Origin of the sequence: Paenibacillus sp. BSR1-1 (assembly GCF_030403775.1) — a bacterium.
GTDB lineage: Bacteria > Bacillota > Bacilli > Bacillales > Cytobacillaceae > Neobacillus.
In genome coordinates, this window is the sequence record NZ_JAQMWQ010000011.1 from 88,691 (window position 1) to 107,830 (window position 19,140).

Below are 19,140 nucleotides of genomic sequence, written 5' to 3' on the forward strand. Positions count from 1 at the left end.
ATAATAGTCCTTTCAGAAGCTTCATAAGGTGAAAATTCGACAGCCCTGAAGGAGAATCCTTTTGTTAACAATTGACATTAAACAAATTTTTAATAAATTAACTCCTGTTTGTTGGAACAATGAAAAGACTATGGTCTGGCCCAACTAGGGCTTACTGTTTCGCTTCCCAACGTGAAATTTCCTCCCGAACTTGCGGCGCCACCTCTGTCCCAAGAAGCTCAATAGCTTTCATAACATCTTCATGCGGCATGGACCCTACCGGTACGTGAAGCATAAAACGAGTAATTCCTACGTTCTTGCGTAGGTGAATAATTTTCTCTGCCACTGTCTTTGAATCCCCAACGTATAGCGCTCCTTCAAAGCTTCGTGCTGCATCAAAGCTTGCACGGCTGTAATGACCCCAGCCGCGCTCCCGTCCAAGCACGTTCATGACCTGCTGGGTAGGAGGGAAAAATTTGTCCGCTGCTGTTTCGGTATCCTCAGCAACGAAACCATGTGAATGTGACGCAACCGGCAGCTTAGATACATCGTGTCCGGCTTGCGCTGCCGCTCGCTTATAAAGCTTAACGAGGGGTGCAAATTGCATTGGACTGCCTCCAATAATGGCTAAAACAAGCGGCAGTCCAAGCATTCCTGCCCGAATGACAGATTGGGTATTGCCGCCGCTTCCAATCCAAACAGGAAGGGGATTTTGTACTGGTCTTGGATACACTCCCAGATTGTTAATCGCCGGGCGGTGTCCGCCTCTCCAAGTTACTTTTTCAGATTCCTGAATTTTCAACAATAACTCCAGCTTCTCTTCAAACAGTTCATCGTAATCTTGCAAATCATAACCAAACAATGGAAAGGATTCGATAAATGACCCGCGCCCCGCCATAATTTCTGCCCTGCCGTTTGAAATAGCGTCCAGAGTAGAAAAATCCTGGAAAACACGGACTGGGTCTGCCGAAGATAGCACTGTTACCGCACTTGTCAGCCTAATCCTTTTTGTCTGTGATGCCGCTCCTGCAAGCACCACTGCCGGAGAAGAAGCCGCGAAATCTTCGCGATGGTGTTCACCAACACCAAAAACATCCAACCCTACCTGATCAGCAAGGACAATTTCCTCCACCACTTCCCGGATTCGCTGAGCATGACTAATCACTTCGCCAGTCTTTACATCCGGCGTTGTTTCTACAAAGGTACTTATACCTATCTCCACTGAATATTCCTCCAATTTCCATCAAAAAATAATATCTTTATTTTGAGACTTTCCACCGCTAAATTCAAGTTTCTTGAATGACCCGCCGCAAATATAAAAAAGGAGTACCCTAAATCTGGATGGTACTCCTTCCCTATATTACTCCTTATTAAAGATATCACTAATGACTTCTCGCGCTGCCCTTTCCCCTGTCTCAACTGCTCCGTTTAAATAACCAGCATAATGAATGGATGTGTGCTCTCCAGCAAAGAATATATTGCCTTCACGTTCCCCTATAATGCCGGCAAACTTCGTATATTGGCCAACCTTCCAATACGAATAAGAACCCTTGGTCCATTGATTGCTAAGCCAGTGATCAACAGTCGCTAAGCCATTCCAATTGCTGACACTTCCCGGCAAAACAAGGTTTAACTTGTCCAAAAATTGCTTCGTAGTCTCATTTATTTCCGCCTCAGTTAAAGCAAACTGCTTGGCCGCTGTTTCACCGCCTGTAAAATTAACCAATATGCCGGAATTACCTTGCTGTGCCCTGGTTGACTCAAACGTCTGCTGATAGCCAGTATCCGTAAAAGTCTCACCATTATTGCCGATATCATTCCAGAACCGTTCGACAAATTGCACATGGAGCTTCGTGTTGACTCCCATTCCAAGCTCGTCAATTGCTAGTTTTTTTAACTTTCGAAAACTGGCATTCTCAAAATCTATTGTTTTTAAAATTTTAAAAGGAATAGCTAGAATCACTTTATCCGCCACAACCTCCCATTCCTTTTCGCCATTTCGAAAAACAAGCTTGATTTCATTTTCAGCAAATTGTTCAATCTTTACCAGCTGGGAATGAAATTGAATTTGCCCATCATCTAAACTTTTTGCGAGCATTGCGGGGAGCTGATCATTACCACCCCTAATATGAAAGCATTCATCAGAGTCGCCATACATTTGAAATTGATCTTTTTGAGAAAATCCTAGTAAATATAGAAGATTTAATGCGCTCTGCGAATTAGCATCCGCCCCAAATTCAAGGGTATAGGCAACCTCTAGTAATTTCCCAAATTTCGATTCAATTCCGCCAGGGACAATTTCATTGATATAATCGACAATTGTCATTTGGTCCAGTTCATATCCACGTTCTGTAAAATGATTATAAAGGGTCGTTTCACCTACTTCATCTAGATCCCTTTTCAATTTTGGCAAGATGCTCGTAAAGTCATTTGTAACTTCTTGAAAAGAATAAGAGGATTGGTCAAAGAAGTAAAAGGGTTTCGTGCCCATGGATTCTGACTTGATTAAATGATCTAATTCCAAGCCAAATTCCTTTGCCAGCTCTTGAATCTCCTTATGACCCGTATCGATTAATTCTCCGCCCCGTTCGACAATTTGCCCGTCCTTAAAGAAGCCCCTTCTCGTCCAACATCGTCCCCCAACCCTGTCTGTTGCTTCATAAACAGTTGATAGGATCCCTTCCTGCTTTAGCCGATAGGCGGCTGTGAGGCCCGCCAATCCAGCCCCGACAATAACGATTTTCGGATTATTTTTTCCATTATGGTTATATTTAATAGCCTGCTTCTTTTGTGTTTCTGGAGCAGCTTTTTGTGATGTGATAGCTTGTCCAGTGCTTGTTTGTTTTCCCAGTTCAGCACTAGCCAGCGCAAAGGATTTCTGCAGGATACTTGCTAATGGTGTTCGTGCCAAAAACCTACCCTCCCAATGCAACATTGATCGATAAACTATCGTACGATAGTAAATATCTATCCATAAAATATGCATGACCTTCTTTATTTGCTTTAGGCAGGAAATTGGTTTCTCATTTATTTTTCATAAATTAGTACAAAAAACGTTCACAAGTAACCTTTGCAACAAACCCGTAAATATCAAATAAAACAATGTGTAGAAATAGCAAAGGTGCCCTCTAGTCTTAGGGCACCTTTTTCACAGCAGGGAGGAGAACAGTTGAAATAACATATAAATAGCCATAACCCATATAATCAGGGCGGAAACTTGATTCATTTGTTTTAAGAGCTTCCCATTTCTATCAATTTGGCCCATTTTTCGACCTATGATTGCTAGGGAGAAGAACCAAAGCCAAGACACCAATATACAGGCTATAGCAAATATCCACTTTTCATATCCTGTATAAGCCACTGAGCTAGTTCCAATAACTCCAATAGTATCCATTATGGCATGAGGATTAAGTAAGGATACAGACGCAGCAAAGGTAACCTGATGACGTGCAGAAAAACGGCTTTGCTCTTGATCAATGCTAACATTGGATGTACTTTTCCACATGACCCATCCCATATAGGCTAAGAAAAGGAAGCCAATTAAAAATAGTAAAATCTTTAACCATTCAAAACTAAAAACAATAATGGATACACCGGCCACAGCCATATAAATCAGAATAGTATCACAAACCCCTGCTGTTAAGATGGCAGGTAAAGCATTAGTGAATTTTTTATGCGTCGCTCCTTGATTAAATACAAATACATTTTGGACACCTAAAGGTAAAATTAATCCAAATGCCAATATGATTCCATGAAAGAATGGTTCCACAATAATTCCTCCTATTCCTATTTAGAATAACGGAGGATGTTCTCGATGTCTCCAACCAATTGGATGGGATTTAATCCAACCATTTGGTTATAATAAATATAGGCTGTGTTAAAGGTCATTGTTGATTTTTCAAACTGTTGATTGGAGCGGAAGGCACGAAGACTCCTCGAAAATGCTATCGCATTTCCTTCGTGCGTGGGCGGATTCGAGGATGTAAATCAATGTCCTGCGGGAGGACGGGGCAGGGGAGACCCCGCAGGCGCTTAAGCGCCGAGGAGGCTCGCCTGACCGCCCTAAGGTGCGCGAAGTGCCTGGAGCGCAAATCAACAGCCAAGTTTAAAACCGCCTAATAAAGAAAAAAACGGTGATAGCCTATGTCTGAAATAGAATGGAAACCGCAAAAAAACTCAGCAATTCCATTGCATCTGCAAATCTATAACTATATGAAAATGAAAATAATGAACGGTGAATGGACCATAGGGACTAAAATACCTCCACAAAGAAATTTAGCAAAACTATTTCAAGTAAACCGCAGTACAATTGTCATCGCACTAGAAGAACTAACGGCTGATGGACTCATTGAATCAAAGATCGGAAGTGGTACAAGGGTGATCAATAATACCTGGGGCCTGCTTTCCTCAACACCCCCGCCAGATTGGATTAGTTATGTAAAATCAGGTATCCATAGGCCCAATATATCGATCATTCAAGAAATCAATAAAGCAGAAGCAAATCCTGACTTTATTCGGCTTGGAACGGGTGAACTTTCACCAGATTTGTTACCAACCGAAGAGATGACAAAAATACTGCAAATTGAAAATGGACATTCTTTATCACTTGGATACATCGAGCCTAAAGGAAGTCTATCTTTGCGAAAAACGGTAAGCGACTATTTACAATCAAAAGGAATTGAAGCCTCGCCTGAATCAATTTTAATTGTTTCTGGAGGGATACAAGCACTGCAATTGATATCAATTGGGCTGCTAGAAAGAGGTTCGATCATCTTCCATGAAACACCTTCCTATTTGAACTCCGTCCACGTATTTCAATCTGCAGGTATGAATTTATTTGGGATTCCTTTAGATGATGAGGGGATTAAATGTGATTCAATTGGACGTATTAAGCGGCAGCATAATGGGACTTTGCTTTATACAATACCCAACTTTCACAATCCAACAGGCACTTTAATGTCTGAGAGAAGAAGAATGGAATTACTAAAGGTTTGTCAAAGAGAGTCCCTTCCCATCATTGAGGACGATGTTTATGGTGATCTATGGTTTGAAAGCCCGCCGCCAAAGCCTTTGAAAGCCCATGACACACAAGGGAATGTATTATATATCGGAAGTGTGTCCAAAACATTGAGCCCTGGTTTACGAATCGGGTGGATTGTGGGGCCTGAACCTGTCATTGAACGTTTGGCAGATATAAAAATGCAAACAGATTACGGCTCAAGTTCACTTTCACAATATGCTGTAGAAAAATGGCTATGTAGTGGTTTGTACGAGGATTTCTTAACGGAACTAAGGGTTGAATTAAGATTCAGAAGGGATTTCACTATTCAAATTTTGGAGAAGTATTTTTCTAAAGTAGCTGCCTGGAGCGAGCCAAAAGGCGGATTTTATATTTGGCTGAAGCTGCAGTCAGGAGTTTCCACTCGAAAACTATTTGATTTAGCCCTTCGAGAAGGGATTTTATTAAATCCAGGAAGCGTGTATGAAAAAACTGATTATCAGCACCTTCGGATTTCCTATTCTTACGCTTCAATAGAACAACTTGAAAAAGGGCTGATCCTTTTAGCAAGGCTTGTTTCACATCATGGAAAATAGACTTAATAAAAAATAGCCGTAATTCCTTAACGGAATTACGGCTGCTCTTGTGTCTTAGTCAACTTTATCTATCTAGTATGACCCAATCTCCTGCCGATAAATGTGCTCAACAAAAATCCCAATTTAGTTTAATTGTTCATTCGATTATTCCTGGTTATTTGTGTTTATGTCGGCTTGACCAATTAAATACCTAACATAAAGAAATTTGTTGGTAATATTCTTCATGAAAGCGGGGGTGGAGCATAAGTACCCCCTCCTCTACGCTTGCATTCCTTTCCTTTGCAACATTTTCGACAATATTATCCGTCCATTCATGTCTAGCATTTTCACTAATATTACCCATTCCAGATATATGATAGGTATTCATACCCCAGCGATAGATCATCGTTTTTTGTTCACGGGGAGATTCATAAATTTTTGCTGCAAAATTATATGTCATTGTGTAATCTTCTCCAAAACTGGCTTCAGGAATTTCAATTCGTGACAAGTATTTCTTTGTGTAGACATTTCCATTATTAACATTGCCAGATATTCCTTTAAATTCGTTATTTTCAAAAAAATAATGTCCATTACTTCGATAAATTTCATAACCTGGGTGAGCCATAATGTCATCCCATGTATGACTCAATGCCCAAGGAGCCATTAAATCATCATCATCAAGGCGGTATATATAATTATATTTACATTTGGAAAATCCAAATGTAAGTTTGTGTCCAATTGATGGAAACCTTTCTTTTACATTAATGATTCGAATTTTGGGGTGTTCAAATACATAATCAACTTTAGGACTATCATTAATAATTACCATTTCTGATTCACCTGAAAAATCTTGACGAAGAAAAGATTCAATGGCTTCCTCTAATAAATGATGGCGCTGATAGGTCAGGGTCAACACACTAATCATATTAAACTCTCCTCCAAACATACTGTTTGCATTGGAACATACGTGTTAGATTCTATATAGAAATCACTAAATTTTTGGGAATTATTTAGTAGAATTGCTTAGTTAATATTTTTAACATTCAATTATGATAGTATATACAACCTCAAAGAAATATGTTCCTTTTACAAGAAAAATGGGGGATACCACCTAGAACACTATACCGTTTCTTCACATATTTATATAAAGATTCTAGTAGAGATACACATTCATGACCCACCAAATTGGGCCAAGCTTGTTGAGTTATTTCTACTAGTGCATTAGCGATTTAACAAACCAATGTGTATAGGAGGACTCATTTATGATTAGTGAGAAACCCATTGTTACAATGAATACCCTTGGGGGAAATGGCCGTTTTGGGAATCAGTTATTTCAATACGCCTTTCTAAGAATATATGCAAATGTATATAATTTAGAGGTTATGACACCAAAATGGATTGGCCAATATTTGTATGGACACAATGACCCAACACCAACTCATCAATTTAAAACAATCAACGAGTATGATCATCCCCTATTTAAAAATATATTTTCCTATGAGAAACCACCGTTTGAAAACGTAGACTTTTGGGGATATTTTCAATTTCCTACCCATGCATATGCTCCTTATAAAGATTATTTTCGTTCCTTATTTAAACCGGTTGATAGCGTTAACGCTATCATGGAAAAGGGAGAAGCTATTTTAAGGAGTAAAGGAAAAACCATAGTAGCTATGCATCACAGAAGAGGTGATTATAAAGGTTATGGGGGTGTAGAAAGTTTTAACAAAATCTTTTATGTTGCACCAACTACATGGTATAAAAAATGGCTTGAGAATATATGGCCTACTTTGGATAATCCTGTATTGTTTATTGCCAGTGATGAGTTGTATGACGTATTAGATGATTTCAAAGAGTATAATCCAGTAACATCTAAAGATTTATTTGACTATTTTTCGCCAGCTGATTTTTACCCAGATTTTTACATTTTATCCAAGAGTGATATTATGGCTATTTCTAATAGTAGTTTTTCGTTTGCTGCAAGCATGTTAAATGAAAATTGTAAAGGTTTTTTTCGGGCTGACCTTAATCATAATGGAGTAATACCTTATGACCCTTGGTCCAGTCAAGTTCTTGTTAATAGGCATCTTATCGAGCCTTATTAAACAAGAATAAACTGCTCTGTGATACTGTTTGATCAACAAAAAGACAGCTGCCTTTCAGCTGCTCTGTCTTCCACTTCTTTCTTTATATACTCTTACCATAGTCTCCTCATAGATTAAAAGTTTTCGAAGTCTATTAGAGTGTTAATTGCATACCACATTCCACATTGGGAATGTTTCCATAGAAATTGGGGTCACAATCTTTTTCTCCTGTTCATAAAATGAATATAGAAAAAAAGAGAAATTCAATTTTAAGTTGCAAACGCAAGGAGATAAATAGAATGTTAGATGTTTCAATCATAATTCCCTTTCAAACGGATCATGGCATAAGAGCGGAGGAATTTGAATGGATTAAAAAATATTACTCTCGTGTTATGCCAGATGCTGAGTTATGTTTTGGGATAATAAGTGGTAAGGAATTAAATAAATCTAAGGCTGTAAATTTAGCAGCCAAAAAAGCGACAAAAGAGGTTTTGGTAATAGCTGACTCAGATGTCATTTATGATCCTGAAATAATTGTAAAATCTATCAGACTACTTAATGAAGCAGCATTTGTAGTCCCCTTTACTGAAGTCTACAACATAAAAAGAGCTGGTACTGAAAGATTACTCAAAACAGAACCAGCGTGGCCTATTGATGTTAAATTTGAAGAATGTACCAAGGAAAGTTTTTATTATGGATTTGCTGGAAAGCTTATAGTAGTTTCAAAAGAAACTTTTGAAAACGTTGGCGGTTTTGACGAACGTTTTATAGGTTGGGGTGGTGAAGATGATGCTTTTTCACTGGCCGTTCAGACCCTCTGTGGGGGACTTGTAAATATTACGGGTGAAATCTATCATATGTGGCACCCTGTTTCAAACTATTATACAAATCCACATGGCAGAGAAAATCACGCCCTAGTCACCCGTTATTATCATGCGTGTGGAAACAAAGAGCAAATGGTTAACCTCATTAATGAAAGAAGTATTAATAGAAAACATTAAACGCGTATATTGATGACTTTGCTAGGCTCGTTGCCTATGCACGGTTATAGGAGTCTACTTCAGGCATCTTAAATTTTGATTAAAAGATTCTATGAAAAGATGTCAAAGCTATTAAAAAAAAGGAATGAACGTATGAAACCAAAAATTAAAATAAAGTTTACTGATTTTTGGCCAACTGATAAAAACAGCTATTTCTTTCCGAATTTATTGGAAACAAAATACGATATTTCGATTAGTGATAATCCAGATTATCTCTTCTATTCTTGTTTTGGTAATGATTTTTTAAATTATGATTGTGTAAGGATCTTCTATACTGGTGAGCATTGGTATAAACCTGATTTTAATTTATGTGATTACGCATTAGGTTATGATTATTTATCGTTAGGTGATAGATACCTTAGATTCCCACATTACCTTATGTACACTGAAGACCATACCTTAGCAAAGAAAAAACATTTGATAACTGAAAAGGAAATTGAGGAGAAAGTTTCATTTTGTAACTTTATCTATTCAAACCCTAACCCCTATCACCGAAATCTCTTTTTTGACTTGTTATCAAAGTATAAAAAAGTAGATTCCGGCGGAGGAGTTAAAAATAATTTAGGCTACAGCGTCGGAAATAAACTGCAATTTCAAAGGAAATATAAGTTTAGTATAGCTTTTGAAAATGCTACCTCTGAAGGCTATACAACTGAAAAGATCATTCAGGCATTTGCAGCACAAACCATACCAATATATTGGGGAAATCCTTCTATTTCTAAAGAATTCAATTCAAATGCCTTTATCAATTGCCATGATTTTGATTCCTTTGAAGATGTTATAAAGAGGATCATTGAAATTGATAATGACAAGGAACTTTTTTATAAAATTCTAAAAGAGCCCATTTATTTAGATGACGTCAATCAGGATGAACTTGGAGAAAAACAATTACTAAAGTTTCTATCTCCAATATTTGATTCTAATTATGATTTAGCGTTTAGAAGACCAAGGTAGCAAGTGTATTGGCTGGGCCTCGCCTGGCCTCTCTTTATATTTCCGAATTCTCCGAGCTTATCAGGATATCCCAAAAAAACAGAATCAAGTTTTGATAAATAGTCACGAGGACTTATCGTCTCTCCGTTATTCCTTTATAATCGGCTGCTCCAACCTATTTTAAACAAGCTCCGGAACGCTTTGATGACTTTTCCATATAATAGAGTGTAGCAAACGACAGGAGGTAATTATGGAAAAAGTAGCTTTAATAACGGGAATTACCGGGCAAGATGGAGCCTATCTTGCCGAATTGCTGCTAGAAAAAGGATATACGGTTCACGGCTTACAACGAAGAAGCTCCCTGCTAAATACCAATCGAATTAATCACTTATACCGAGACCCTCACGAGCCAGGCACCAAGTTTTTCCTTCACTATGGAGATCTGACCGACTCTACTAATTTAATCCGGCTCATTCAAACCATCCAACCTGATGAGATTTATAATCTTGGCGCCATGAGCCATGTTCATGTCAGTTTTGATACACCGGAATATACAGCGAATACAGATGGTCTAGGAATCCTTCGAATTTTGGAGGCAGTCCGAATTCTCGGACTCACAAATAAAACTAAAATCTATCAAGCTTCCACGTCCGAATTGTATGGTTTGGTACAGGAAACACCGCAAACGGAAAAAACACCCTTTTATCCCCGTAGCCCTTATGCCGTTGCTAAGCTGTATGCATATTGGATTACCGTAAATTACCGGGAAGCCTATGGAATGTATGCGTGCAATGGTATTCTGTTTAACCATGAAAGCCCGATCCGAGGCGAAACTTTTGTTACCCGTAAGATTACTCGGGCAGTTGCCAGAATCGCTCTGGGACTTCAGGATCAACTGTACTTAGGGAATTTAAATGCCCAAAGGGATTGGGGACATGCCAAAGATTATGTGGAAGCCATGTGGCTCATGCTTCAGCAGAACGAACCACAAGACTTTGTAATAGCGACGGGAGTGACTACAAAGGTGAGAGATTTCGTTCGGCTGGCTTTCACGGAAATAGGAATTGACGTGGAATTTAAGGGAGAGAACGAAGAGGAAAAGGGATTCGTTAAAGCATGCCATCACCCCGATTTTCAAATCCCGACTGGAAAGCCTATTGTGTCTGTAGACCCTCGCTATTTCCGACCCAGCGAAGTCGATTTGCTGTTAGGAGATCCGCATAAGGCAAAACAAAAATTAGGCTGGGCCCCTAAATACAATCTGGACGAGCTGATTAAAGAGATGGTAGATAGTGATTTAAAGGAAGCAAAAATGGAAGAGTATTTACAAAAGGGTGGTTATCGCAGTCATGAACAATTTGATTAACGGCTGCAAAGGATGACTGCCGGCTGAAGAAAGGAGGAATTTCGAAACATTGAAAATTGTTTTATTATCCGGTGGATCAGGAAAACGGCTTTGGCCTCTTTCTAATGATTCTAGGTCAAAGCAGTTTTTGAAGGTTTTAAAAACTGACAGTGAACAATTAGAATCGATGATACAAAGAATTTGGAAACAGCTTAAATCGGTCAATCTCCAACAATCCTCATACATTGCGACCTGCAAAGCTCAGGTCGACATGGTGTTGAGTCAGATTGGCAGTGATGCTCCCCTTATCATTGAGCAAGAGAGACGCGACACCTTCCCTGCCATTGCATTAGCCTCAATCTATCTATATTCCTGTATAAAGACAGATCCCGATGAAGTTGTTTGTGTACTGCCTGTCGACCCCTTTGTTGACAAGAGCTACTTTGAACAAGTTAAGGTTTTGGACAAGCTTGTTCAGAGATCAGGTGCCAATATTGCTCTGATGGGTGGAACCCCTATTTATCCATCCGAGAAATACGGATACATCATTCCAGAAAAAGGGGAAACAAAACATAATCCACAATCCTATATGAAAGTCCGTAACTTTGTTGAGAAGCCTAAGGAAGACCAGGCTATCAGTCTTATTGAGCAAGGTGGATTATGGAACCTGGGTGTTTTTGCCTTCAAACTGAAATATATGCTCACCTTCTTACAGACTATGGGCTTTCCCATTGAATATTTTGAACTCGAAAAAGTATACGATCAACTTCCTAAAATTAGTTTTGATTATGAGGTTGTTGAAAAAGCCGAACATGTCATCGTTGTTCCTTACGATGGGACGTGGAAAGATCTCGGAACCTGGAACACATTAACCGAAGAAATGGATACTAACCAAGTAGGAAAAGGAATAATCAGTGAGAACACGAAGAATACTCATGTCATTAATGAACTTGACATTCCTGTTGTGGTCATCGGTGTATCAGACATCGTCGTAGCAAGCAGCCCACAGGGCATATTAATTTCAGATAAGGCGGCAAGCCACAAAATAAAGGATATCATGAAAAGCGAGAAAGAAAGGCCAATGTATGAGGAACGAAGATGGGGCTGGTATCAAGTCCTAAACTATACCAAAATTTCGGACAACAATTTCGCATTAACGAAAAAAATCGTGATTGATGCAGGAAAAAATATCAGCTACCAGAGCCATTCGAAAAGAAGCGAGGTCTGGACAATCCTATTGGGGGCAGGAGAGTTTGCCCTGGATGATCAGCTTTACGATGTAAAGCAGGGAGATGTTCTCAAGATTCCGAAAGGAGCAAAACACGGCATTAAAGCCAACAGCACCTTAGAAATAATTGAAGTACAAATGGGCACCGAACTGGTGGAAGAAGATATCACCCGCTTGTTTATGACCTGGGACGAAGTGATCAAGCATTGCGAGGAAAAAAGGAAGGAAAAGGAACAGGAGGCTTAACTAAAGCCTCCTGTTTTTTACATACCAATCAATCGTTTTCTGTAAACCTTCTTCAAAAGTCGTCCTTGCCTCAAATCCAAATAGCGCCTTTGACTTGGTTACATCGAGGCACCTTCTCGGTTGACCATCCGATTTTCTGTTATCCCAAATAATTTCACCTGTATAACGCTTTTCTGCAATCAAGCCCATTTATTTTTTTAATGATATTTTGTTTAATGTCTTTGCCTATGATGGTTTAACAGGGTGCCATAAGGAGAATTAGAATACGGAAAAGAGGAATAGCCATTGATTTGTCCATGATTAGTAAACTCATTTGGAACCCTGAATGATTCCAATTTAAAACTATTTCCCCATTGGCTCGGGTCCCTAAAGACTTCAATATTGTGTTTCACTCCTAAAATTGATAAAACTGATTGATCATGTCGGTGGTCGATAAAATCCGGCAAGTTCTCCAAACCACAAACATTTGGGATATCGGTAATAATAAATTTATTGCAGCAGTAATACAGCCACTCCTCCACGAATTTGATGCTTCTTTCATTTTTCATAAAAATTGAAAATCCGCCCATTAACTGTTGAGCTTCCCAATATTCAGATGAATCGCAGCCCATTAATACAAAACAGTCTCTCTTTGTCCAGGTTCTGTTAAGATGAACATGTATTTGAAAGAGTAAGATCCCGCCCTGCTTGTGGCAGAGCTCAAAAGAGGATCCAAATGGTCAATGATTTCAATTCCTGAATCAGAATAGACAACAATATCATTTTCCTTAATCTTAGATAAGACATCCAAAATAATATAAGGCTTCCATAACCAATAACCTGCTCCTCTAGGTTGATTTAATATTTCGTCGTTCTTCTTAAAAAATTCAGTTCCAATAATATCTTTTTCTTGATAGGAAAAAACCTGATCGATTCCAAACTTTAGGGCAGAAGCATTCAACCTTGCCTGAGAACCATAAAAATTCCTATTTGCATAATTCACCAAATATTTCATACAATCCCTCCTATTGCTTCTCTATAAGAATACGAAAAGCAGCTCGAAAGGCTTGGACAATTTGTCAAATTTTTTATAACTCGGATAATAATCAAATTCACAATCTGGAAGAATAAATCCACCACTCAATTACTTATAATAAGGTTCACAGCCAAATAGGCGATGAATTACTGGAAGAAGATATCACCCGTTTGTTTATGACTTGGGACGAAGTGATCGAGCATTGCTTGGGAAAAAACAAGGAGGCATAATTCAGCCTCCTATTTTTTATACCAATTTACCCTCTTCTGTAAGCCTTCTTCCAAATTCGCCCTTTATGATAGCTTTAGAAACCATTCATAAGTTTTTCTTATTCCTTCTTCAAGGTCTGTTTTATAAACCCATCCAGCTTTTTTTAAAGCTGAAACATCCAATAATTTTTGTGGCATTCCATCTGGTTTAGTAGTATCAAACTTTATATTACCATCAAATCCTACAACTTTTTTTATCAGATAGGCCAACTCTTTTATTGATATATCACTGCCAGTTCCTACATTGAAAAATTCATTTCCTGAGTAAGATTCGAATAAAAATATGCATGCATCTGCCAAATCTTCACTAAACATTAACTCTCTTCTTGCATTCCCTGTACCCCAGACTTCCACAAATTCTTTATTTTCTTGTTTGGCTTGGTGAAATTTTCTAATTAATCCTGCTACAACATGTGATTTCTGTGGATCAAAGTTATCGCCAATTCCATATACGTTACAAGGCATAACACTGATGAAATCTGTATCGTATTGTTTATTATACATTTGACACATTTTCAAGCCTGCAATCTTTGCGATAGCATAGCCTTCATTTGTTGGTTCCAATTTTCCATTTAATAAATACTCTTCTTTCATTGGTTGTGGACAAAGTCTAGGATAAATACAAGAAGATGCTAAAAATAACAACTTTTTAACACCATATCTATAAGAATAATGAATCACATTGTTTTGGATAGCTAAATTTTCATATAAGAATTCTGCTGGGCTCTCTATATTTGCCATGATTCCTCCAACCCTTGCTGCTGCTAAAACAACATATTCTGGTTTTTCACCAGAAAAAAATTCTTCCACAGCTGATTGGTTTTTTAAGTCTAATTCTTTTGAACTTAAACCAATAATGTTTTCATAGCCTCTTTTTCTAAATTCCCTTTCTAATGAAGACCCAACCATGCCATTCCGTCCAGCGATAAAAATTTTTGCACTTATATCTATCAATTTAATAATCCTTTCAAAACATCGATTAACAGATCAACTTGGTTTCTATTTTCATGACTATGATTGCCAACAAAGAAACCATTATTATGAATAATATCGGCATTATTTAAAGAACCATATATTGAATAATCCAAGTATTTAACTGCAATATTTTTTGTGAAATTCCCCGCAACAATGGGCCTCACCTCAATTTTATTATCCTTCAAGGCCTTTATCACTTGTTGACGGATATCTAATTGATCCTCTAAAATCAACCCGAATCCAAACCATGAGGATTCTTCCATTTCCTTTTGAAGTCGAATATTTTTTACTTCTTTAATTCTTTCCATGAAATATTTCGCATTGGCTCTTCTTTGTTCAATGATTCTATCAAATTTTTTCAATTGTTCTTTTCCGATTGCCCCTTCAATTTCTATAGGGCGTAAATTGTAGCCTGGAACTATGAAATTAAAGCTCTCATAAAAATCATCATTGTTTTTTGTATAAATTTTACTTTTAGGGGGTAAGTTCCTGGTCCAACCATGAGCTCTTATACTTAATAAATAATGATAGAGTTCTTCATCATCTGTTACGGTTACCCCTCCCTCCATTGTACATAAATGGTGGGAATAAAAAGTTGAATACGTTCCCATGAGACCGATAGTTCCTAATTGCTTCCCTTTATATAAGCCACCTAAAGCTTCACAATTATCTTCTATAAGAATTAGATCGTATTTTTTACAGATTTCTAAGATTTTTTCGTAATCACAGGGGTTCCCTAATAAGTTCACTGCAAATATTACCCTGGTTTTCTTTGTAATTGCCATCTCCAAATTGAATGGGTCTATATTAAAAGTACTTGGATCTACGTCAACAAATCTCAATTTTAAATTGTGTTGGCTAACAGGAAAAAACGTGGTACTCCATGAAACAGCTGGGACAATTACCTCATCCCCCGGAGTTAGTTTTCCTGAATACACTAAAGCAGCTATAGCCAATAAATTTGCTGATGAACCTGAATTTGACATAACTGCATACTTACTACCTACTTTTTCTGCAAATTGCTGTTCGTATTCTTTTACCTCATTGCCCATGCTAAACCTATTCGACTTTATCACTCGATTTATTGCTTCAATCTCTTCATTATTCCACGTATCATCTGCTAACTTATACTCTATCAAATACATAACCTCCCTGACCTATTTACTCCGTTTATCAATGCCATTCTTCGTATTTCCCCTTCAATGAGAAGCCAATAGATATAGCTCTGTTCCCACTTAAGGAATAAGAGCTCCTAATCTCAGGGTATTATTTACCATCCCTAAACTCTTTAAAACATTGAAGATTCTTATCTTTTTCTGATAAGATTATTTCTTTATCAACTAGATCTAATGGCCACTCAATACCAATATCCGGATCATTCCAAATGATTCCATCATCGTATTCTCCATAAAATTTCTCTGCACATATATATGAAACTATGGATGGTTCAATTACCAGATAACCATGTCCAAAATTTTTTGGAACATAAAGCTCACCCACCAGCTAAAATACCTCTTTTCTCAATTCTTTAATACAGGATAAATACCGTAAACTCAAGCATCTTACTGCCACTCAGGATATATAATATGATTAATAACAGAGCTTGCATGGTTGAATGTAATTGTTTGGAGTTTTTTAGGGGATTAATTTTTAAAGGGAAAATAAGAAGATGAATAGTAGAACAAAATTCAAATAAAAGCCAAAAAAAGATACTTTTCAAAAAAAGTATCTTTTTTACTCACTTATTCTAGCCCATAGTATCCGCAAACTACATAGCCTACTGATTTTGCAGCAACGATCAGTGCATCCTCGTCAATATCAAATTTCGGGTTATGGTTGAAATAAGGCTTTTCTACCCCTTTTGGCGTACAGCCAATGTAAAAGTAACAGCCCGGGATTTTTTCTAAGTAATAGGCAAAGTCATCAGATGGTGACAACTGTGGATATTCAACGACTTCCTTAATATCCGGGTCATTTGTACACTCTAAGATTTCTTTTACAATTGCCGTCACATCCGGGTTATTATAAAGCGGCGGGTAATCAGAAGTGTAGGTTAACTCACATTGAACACCAAATTCAGCTTCAATCCCTTTGACAATCCGGCGCACTTCCTTCTCAATGATCGCCTTTGTTTCCAATGTCATGTAGCGGATATCCCCTTCAAGCTCCACACGATCCTTGATCACATTAAAGGTACCCTTTCCATCAAAGGAACCGATCGTAATAACTCCCATATCCATTGGATTTAGCCGGCGGCTGATAATGGTTTGAACGGCTGTTACAAAATATGAGCCTGCAACAATCGCATCATTTGCTAAATGCGGGGAAGAGCCGTGACCGCCGACACCTTGAATCCCGAGTTTAAAATATGATCTTCCTGCAAATGAATAACCGCTGTGATAGCCTACATTTCCGGCTTTCGCAATTGGAAGTAAATGAATCCCCAAAATATTGTCAACATCATTTAGTGCCCCAGAATCAACAATGCTTTTTGCACCGCCAGGCGGGACTTCTTCTGCATGCTGATGAATAATTTTGATGGTACCTGGGATTTCATCTTTTAATTGAATAAGGCAGTCTGCTAGAACCATTAAATAGGCTGTATGCCCATCATGCCCGCACGCATGCATGACCCCTTCATTCTTTGATTTAAAAGGAAGGCCTGTTTCTTCCAAAATCGGAAGTGCATCAAAATCAGCCCGAAGTGCAATCGTTTTTCCCGGCTTTCCTCCCTTAATGTCACGATGATCCCAGGTCCATTTCCGACATTGGATTGAACTTCAACATCCTTGCCTTTATAAAAATCTAAAATATATTGAGCTGTTTTTTCTTCTTTAAAAGATAACTCTGGGTTTTCATGTAAATATCGACGAATATAGATTATTTCATCTTTCCGTGCTTCTAACATTTCCATTAATTGCTTTCTCATTTTTATTCCTCCCAAAGTTCATCTTACCGATGAATAAAACTCAACTCCTGAAATCGCAACTCCAAAAGATAAAGTTCCCGGCTCGTACCTATGGATATACTTAAAACCTCATTTACTTATGATACGGTTCACCGCACCTCTTTAAGCAGCAGTTTTATAAAAAATATGCCTCTTTTGTTCCACGTGAAACCATGATATGATGATTAAATTGTTTTCTACCTTAAATCACATTTATATTCATCTAGGAAAGGAGGTAATTATGTTCTCTACTGAATTATCCAAGCAACATTGGTTGCTCATCTGTACACTTTCTTTATTAACATTTGTTCTCGGAACAAGCGAATTTGTTATCGTCGGGATCTTAACTGATATTTCCTCAGGTCTCCATATAACCAATGCAAAAGCAGGCACACTCGTTTCTGCGTTTGCCATTACGTTTGCCATAGCCACACCACTCGTGATGAGTGCAACAAGCCATTTTCCTAAGCGTAAATGGATGTTGTTTTTAATAGGGTCGTTCATCATCCTAAATGCTTTCTGTGTGATTTCGACGAGCTACATCATGCTCCTTGTACTTCGGATGATGACCGCGATTGTAACAGGAGTTTTAATCTCCCTTGCCATGATTGTTGCAAGTGAGACCATTCCAAGCGCCAAACGAGGACTTGCTATATCATTTGTTTTCGGTGGCTTTACTCTTGCAAACGTGGTTGGGGTACCAATTGGCACTGCCATCGCTGAATGGTACAACTGGAATGCAACCTTCCTGTTAACGACATTTCTGGGTGGAATTGCATTTTTGGCGGCCTTTTTCATTTTACCTAATAAGCTCAGTCAATTTCGCAGTTCCATGCGTGATCAATTTTCTTTGTTGATACACCCGCGAATCTTAATGGCGTTTTTCATTCCATCATTAGGATTTGGAGCGACGTATGCCGTTTATACGTACCTTGTTCCGATTCTGAATGGAATGGAAGCACCGAGTAATTTAATCAGTTTGATATTGTTTGGCTACGGATTTATTTCGATATTCAGCAACATACTCGCTGGTAAAATTGCCAACTTCAATGCGATCGGGCGCCTTCGCATTATTTTTATTGTGCAAGCAATTGTTTTGGTCAGTTTATATTGGACGACAAGTAATTTACTCGCTGGATTGATTAACATTGGCTTGATGTCATTAATGGCCATCCTTTTAACAACATCTACCCAGCTTTATTTGATTGACCTTGCAGGCATTTATCAACCAAAAGCGACAGGACTTGCTGCTTCTTTGATGCCAGTCGCAAGCAATGTCGGAATTGCCTTGGGCTCCGCAGTAGGTGGAGTGGTTTACCATCAAGGGGATTTGATGAGTGTGACATTAGTCGGAGGGTTGATTGCAATACTAGCAAGTGTTCTAACTTTTCTGAGCCATCACTTGGACCAAAAACAAACAAAACCCGCAATAAGCGAGAATATGTGAATGCTTTGGCTTGCTTTGTTTCGATACCTTCAGATGGAGGATTGCATTTTTATTGATG

At 38.2% G+C, this 19,140-nt stretch carries 16 protein-coding genes and 1 pseudogene; 7 read left to right on the forward strand and 10 right to left on the reverse strand.

The features are described from left to right. Positions 1-151 precede the first annotated feature (151 nt). The 3 genes from PH210_RS16440 to PH210_RS16450 all read right to left on the reverse strand — a co-directional run bounded on the left by PH210_RS16440 (position 152) and on the right by PH210_RS16450 (position 3,748). On the reverse strand, positions 152-1,201 hold the full coding sequence (locus PH210_RS16440; protein WP_289987018.1) for an LLM class flavin-dependent oxidoreductase: 1,050 nt from the start codon (positions 1,199-1,201) through the stop codon (positions 152-154). A 138-nt stretch (positions 1,202-1,339) separates the two neighbouring features. Then, positions 1,340-2,890 carry a flavin monoamine oxidase family protein gene (locus PH210_RS16445; RefSeq protein WP_289987021.1) on the reverse strand — a complete coding sequence of 517 codons (1,551 nt, stop codon included), beginning with the start codon at positions 2,888-2,890 and terminating at the stop codon, positions 1,340-1,342. 237 nt (positions 2,891-3,127) lie between these two features. Then, positions 3,128-3,748, reverse strand: a complete 621-nt coding sequence (locus tag PH210_RS16450; protein WP_289987023.1) for a LysE/ArgO family amino acid transporter — start codon at positions 3,746-3,748, stop codon at positions 3,128-3,130. 374 nt (positions 3,749-4,122) lie between these two features. On the opposite strand from PH210_RS16450, the gene PH210_RS16455 reads away from it, so the two are divergent. After that, a complete protein-coding gene (locus PH210_RS16455) occupies positions 4,123-5,574 on the forward strand; it encodes an aminotransferase-like domain-containing protein (RefSeq protein WP_289987025.1) in 1,452 nt (483 codons plus the stop codon). A gap of 190 nt (positions 5,575-5,764) precedes the next feature. On the opposite strand, the gene PH210_RS16460 is transcribed toward PH210_RS16455, so the two are convergent. Beyond that, the gene (locus PH210_RS16460) at positions 5,765-6,478 is read right to left on the reverse strand and encodes a glycosyltransferase family 2 protein (protein ID WP_289987027.1); all 714 of its coding nucleotides are present in this window, start codon (positions 6,476-6,478) and stop codon (positions 5,765-5,767) included. 337 nt (positions 6,479-6,815) lie between these two features. Here PH210_RS16460 and PH210_RS16465 point away from each other — a divergent pair, with 337 nt between their 5' ends. The 5 genes from PH210_RS16465 (at position 6,816) to PH210_RS16485 (ending at position 12,429) form a co-directional block, all read left to right on the forward strand. Then, complete coding sequence (locus PH210_RS16465; protein ID WP_289987030.1) at positions 6,816-7,658, forward strand: alpha-1,2-fucosyltransferase; 843 nt, start codon at positions 6,816-6,818, stop codon at positions 7,656-7,658. A 278-nt stretch (positions 7,659-7,936) separates the two neighbouring features. Continuing rightward, positions 7,937-8,638, forward strand: coding sequence for a galactosyltransferase-related protein (locus PH210_RS16470; protein WP_289987031.1), 702 nt, complete (start codon positions 7,937-7,939; stop codon positions 8,636-8,638). 132 nt (positions 8,639-8,770) lie between these two features. After that, a complete protein-coding gene (locus tag PH210_RS16475; protein ID WP_289987032.1) occupies positions 8,771-9,631 on the forward strand; it encodes a glycosyltransferase family 10 domain-containing protein in 861 nt (286 codons plus the stop codon). Positions 9,632-9,860: 229 nt separating this feature from the next. Further along, positions 9,861-10,976 (forward strand): GDP-mannose 4,6-dehydratase, encoded by a 1,116-nt coding sequence (gmd, locus tag PH210_RS16480; RefSeq protein ID WP_289987033.1) that lies wholly within the window; start codon positions 9,861-9,863, stop codon positions 10,974-10,976. A gap of 49 nt (positions 10,977-11,025) precedes the next feature. Beyond that, positions 11,026-12,429 carry a sugar phosphate nucleotidyltransferase gene (locus PH210_RS16485; protein WP_289987034.1) on the forward strand — a complete coding sequence of 468 codons (1,404 nt, stop codon included), beginning with the start codon at positions 11,026-11,028 and terminating at the stop codon, positions 12,427-12,429. A gap of 212 nt (positions 12,430-12,641) precedes the next feature. Here the strand turns inward: PH210_RS16485 and PH210_RS16490 are convergent, their stop codons facing one another. The 6 genes and pseudogenes from PH210_RS16490 to PH210_RS16515 all read right to left on the reverse strand — a co-directional run bounded on the left by PH210_RS16490 (position 12,642) and on the right by PH210_RS16515 (position 17,617). Further along, complete coding sequence (locus PH210_RS16490) at positions 12,642-12,977, reverse strand: hypothetical protein (RefSeq protein WP_289987035.1); 336 nt, start codon at positions 12,975-12,977, stop codon at positions 12,642-12,644. 62 nt (positions 12,978-13,039) lie between these two features. Then, positions 13,040-13,423, reverse strand: coding sequence for a hypothetical protein (locus tag PH210_RS16495; protein ID WP_289987036.1), 384 nt, complete (start codon positions 13,421-13,423; stop codon positions 13,040-13,042). 314 nt (positions 13,424-13,737) lie between these two features. Next, positions 13,738-14,664: a GDP-L-fucose synthase family protein gene (locus PH210_RS16500; protein WP_289987101.1), complete on the reverse strand. Its 927-nt coding sequence runs from the start codon at positions 14,662-14,664 to the stop codon at positions 13,738-13,740. Next, entirely contained in the window at positions 14,664-15,827 is a 1,164-nt protein-coding gene (locus tag PH210_RS16505) for a DegT/DnrJ/EryC1/StrS family aminotransferase (protein ID WP_289987037.1), read from the reverse strand. Before PH210_RS16505 ends, PH210_RS16500 begins: the two co-directional genes overlap by 1 nt. Positions 15,828-15,954: 127 nt before the next feature. Continuing rightward, positions 15,955-16,188 carry a dTDP-4-dehydrorhamnose 3,5-epimerase family protein gene (locus PH210_RS16510; protein ID WP_289987038.1) on the reverse strand — a complete coding sequence of 78 codons (234 nt, stop codon included), beginning with the start codon at positions 16,186-16,188 and terminating at the stop codon, positions 15,955-15,957. Positions 16,189-16,430: 242 nt separating this feature from the next. Beyond that, positions 16,431-17,617, reverse strand: a pseudogene (locus tag PH210_RS16515) (amidohydrolase). 259 nt (positions 17,618-17,876) lie between these two features. Here PH210_RS16515 and PH210_RS16520 point away from each other — a divergent pair. After that, complete coding sequence (locus tag PH210_RS16520; RefSeq protein ID WP_289987039.1) at positions 17,877-19,082, forward strand: MFS transporter; 1,206 nt, start codon at positions 17,877-17,879, stop codon at positions 19,080-19,082. Positions 19,083-19,140 lie beyond the last annotated feature (58 nt).

Excerpts from the sequence above, each read along its gene's own strand:
- PH210_RS16455 (WP_289987025.1), top strand. The coding sequence starts at position 4,123 with ATGTCTGAAATAGAATGGAAACCGCAAAAAAACTCAGCAATTCCATTG.
- PH210_RS16460 (WP_289987027.1), bottom strand. The coding sequence starts at position 6,478 with ATGATTAGTGTGTTGACCCTGACCTATCAGCGCCATCATTTATTAGAG.
- PH210_RS16465 (WP_289987030.1), top strand. The coding sequence starts at position 6,816 with ATGATTAGTGAGAAACCCATTGTTACAATGAATACCCTTGGGGGAAAT.
- PH210_RS16470 (WP_289987031.1), top strand. The coding sequence starts at position 7,937 with ATGTTAGATGTTTCAATCATAATTCCCTTTCAAACGGATCATGGCATA.
- PH210_RS16475 (WP_289987032.1), top strand. The coding sequence starts at position 8,771 with ATGAAACCAAAAATTAAAATAAAGTTTACTGATTTTTGGCCAACTGAT.
- gmd (WP_289987033.1), top strand. The coding sequence starts at position 9,861 with ATGGAAAAAGTAGCTTTAATAACGGGAATTACCGGGCAAGATGGAGCC.
- PH210_RS16490 (WP_289987035.1), bottom strand. The coding sequence starts at position 12,977 with ATGAAAAATGAAAGAAGCATCAAATTCGTGGAGGAGTGGCTGTATTAC.
- PH210_RS16495 (WP_289987036.1), bottom strand. The coding sequence starts at position 13,423 with ATGAAATATTTGGTGAATTATGCAAATAGGAATTTTTATGGTTCTCAG.
- PH210_RS16520 (WP_289987039.1), top strand. The coding sequence starts at position 17,877 with ATGTTCTCTACTGAATTATCCAAGCAACATTGGTTGCTCATCTGTACA.